Here is a 2,647-nt window from a genome sequence, read left to right as displayed (position 1 = left end):
CTCTTTTTTCATCTCCTTTTCATATCCCCGGTTAAAAGCCACTAAACTGAAAAGGATGGAGATGGCAATTGCCACGCTCAAAATCGTAAGGGTTGTCCTGATCTTCCTTCTCAAAAGGTTTTTTATGGCTAAGCTAAAGAAGTTCATATCTCCTCCTGTTCACTATTCTGTTCTGATCGCTTCGATCGGTTTGAGTTTGGAAGCCCGATAAGCTGGATAGATTCCAGCCACCAAGCCTACAAAAATTATAAAGCCCAGACAGATTAAAAGAATATTCAGGTCAAATGAGACTACGCTTCCCTGAGGGGCTAAAGGAAGAAGCTTTTTGATTATCTTTTCAACCAGCCCCATTCCGATAATCGCTATTCCGATGCCTAATACTCCGCTTATCAAAGCCATTACTAAAGTCTCCACCCAGACCAACTGAAACACGTGCTCCCTGCCTGCACCCATCGCTCTCATCACTCCAATCTCTTTGGTCCGCTCGAAAACCGACATCAAAACCGTATTCAAAGCACCTAAGGCACTGATGATTATGGCGATGATGATAATGGACAATATCAAAGTCTTCGCCTGGGCAACCAAGTTCATCATTGTGCCCATAAGCTGGGACATAGTTATCACCTGTGAATCCGGCAGTTTCTCTAATTTTTCCACCACTGTTGGAATCAAAGTTGGATCTTTCACCCGTATTGCAATTCCGGTCACTTTATCCTTCTGCCCGAACATTTCCTGCGCAGCTTTAAGTGGAATGAAGAAGAACCCGTCATCTTTTGTTCCGGTCCTTTCCAGTATTCCTGTGACCACAAACTCCCTGTTTTTTTCCCTTACGAAAAATTTCTGACCAGGCTCATCTGTCTGCTCTATGTAAGCCGCATCCCCGCCCATTATCATAGAGTTTTCATCTTTGAAATAGCTCCCCTTTATCTTCCAGTACCTTTTCATCTGGTACATAGCCTCATCCATCCCGAAATAGATATCTGTCCGGTCCTCATCTGGTCTTATCACCGCAGACATGAAGAAAGGAGCAGCAATTTCTACCTCCGGGATCTTCTTCACCTCTTCTAAGACTGAATAACCGAAATAATTGGGGATTTTCCCTCCGGATAAAGCCAAAGACGCCGCCTCGTACGGGCATCCCCTCGGTACGAGCATTATCTGGTAACCCATCTTACCCAACTCTTCGGTCATTCCTTTCTCATATCCCTTGGTAAAAGAGAGCAATGAGAACAAAACCGTCACTGAAACAGCAATTGAAAGAACTGTCAGAAGAGTCCTGATCTTGTTCCTTAACAAATTCTTTAGTGCAAATAAGATGAACTTCATAGCTACTTCACCTCCTGAAAAAGATATTTATAAAACGCCAGGGTCTTCTTGGCACCATAAGCAATGGCTGAAGAGCCTTTGTCAGCCTCCTGCACTGGCTTGAGCAACTTTGTATTTATCTCTTTGGTATTCTCGAGCACGAAAGGAGAGTTAAGGTCCTTACCTCCGAATTGTTTCCTGAAATCCGGACCATTAAGTTCTTTTCCTTTCTTTTCCCTGTCCCTCTGGATGGTAAAATCTATTATCTTGCCATCCAGGGTAAATGCCCAGACTACTTCTATTGTCCCATATTCACCTCTTTCTGCATGTGGGTGTATCATCCCGATAAGCTCTTTCCCTTTGTAGATCTCATAGAAGGTCAGTTCGGTCTCATCCGAATCTAAAGGCCGGCCCAGGAGATCTTCGCACTTCTTCTTTGCTTCGCCGTCTATTTTTTTCAAAACCGATTTGTAATTTGTCGCCTTGGGATAGAGCTTATAGACATCCCTATCCGGAAACCTGAAAACGCAAACTGCCGCAAAAGTGGACAGAGGAAAATAGATTGCCAGAACCACAGTTAGAATCAATATTATCTTCTTAGATTTGAGAAATCTTTTCATCGTTTTTTCCTTTTTCCTTCTTCCTTTTTTTTGTTCTTTCGTCTCCCGTCTTACCTTTTATTCGCTCCCGTAGCGTCCTCACTCCTGTGAGGACGTTTGTTCGTTGCCAGAGCAAGCCCCCGTAGGGCAGGAGTGGCAACGCTACTTTTACTTAAAAATTCAAATTCAACTGGGACGTGAAAAGCCCAGTTTCCTTATTCATCCCTTCTGCATCCTTTGACCAGTTTTTTTCATAGACAACCCTGGGAGTGACATACTTGTTAATACGATAGCCTAACCCCAAACCCGTATCTATGATGTAATTTCTTACCTTAAGATTTGGATCCCAGTAGTTCATCTTTAGACTGGCTAAAATTTTCGGGGTGATCTCATAATCTCCTCCCAGATAAAATCCACCCACGTTTGTGTCCCCATCTCTGCCAAAAATCGCCTCGCCCCTGAAGGTAAACTCACGATAAGGATACTGAATGTCAAACCCTAATCTATTTTTATGGACGTAGTTTATTTTTTGCTCCTCTTTCATCATCATCCCTATCATATATTCACCTTCCGGTGCACCACCTATAAGCCCGGAGATCCCATATCTCAAATCGCCATTAATTCTGCCGAGCCTGAATATGAATAGACCCTCATTTTTAAGGCTTATTCTCCCATCACCCCGTCCATTGGTAAAAGATACGTCATACTCGTAATCCTTAAAATATCCTCCCACTTCCAAACCT

At 43.2% G+C, this 2,647-nt stretch carries 3 protein-coding genes; all 3 read right to left on the bottom strand.

Annotated elements, in window-relative coordinates; translation table 11 throughout:
• Positions 1-162 precede the first annotated feature (162 nt).
• Positions 163-1,326: an ABC transporter permease gene (locus tag MUP17_09585; GenBank protein ID MCJ7459230.1), complete on the bottom strand. Its 1,164-nt coding sequence runs from the start codon at positions 1,324-1,326 to the stop codon at positions 163-165.
• Between the two features lie 2 nt (positions 1,327-1,328).
• Positions 1,329-1,925: a hypothetical protein gene (locus MUP17_09580; protein ID MCJ7459229.1), complete on the bottom strand. Its 597-nt coding sequence runs from the start codon at positions 1,923-1,925 to the stop codon at positions 1,329-1,331.
• A gap of 151 nt (positions 1,926-2,076) precedes the next feature.
• The coding region (locus tag MUP17_09575; protein MCJ7459228.1) for a hypothetical protein at positions 2,077-2,647 on the bottom strand (571 nt) is incomplete at its 5' end.

Source organism: Candidatus Zixiibacteriota bacterium (assembly GCA_022865345.1).
In the GTDB taxonomy this organism is placed as follows: Bacteria; Zixibacteria; MSB-5A5; order MSB-5A5; family RBG-16-43-9; genus RBG-16-43-9.
This window is presented reverse-complemented; position numbering and strand designations above follow the sequence as displayed.

What these genes read in the sequence shown, in the direction of transcription:
- MUP17_09585 (MCJ7459230.1), bottom strand. Translation starts at nt 1,326, where the DNA reads ATGAAGTTCATCTTATTTGCACTAAAGAATTTGTTAAGGAACAAGATC.
- MUP17_09580 (MCJ7459229.1), bottom strand. Translation starts at nt 1,925, where the DNA reads ATGAAAAGATTTCTCAAATCTAAGAAGATAATATTGATTCTAACTGTG.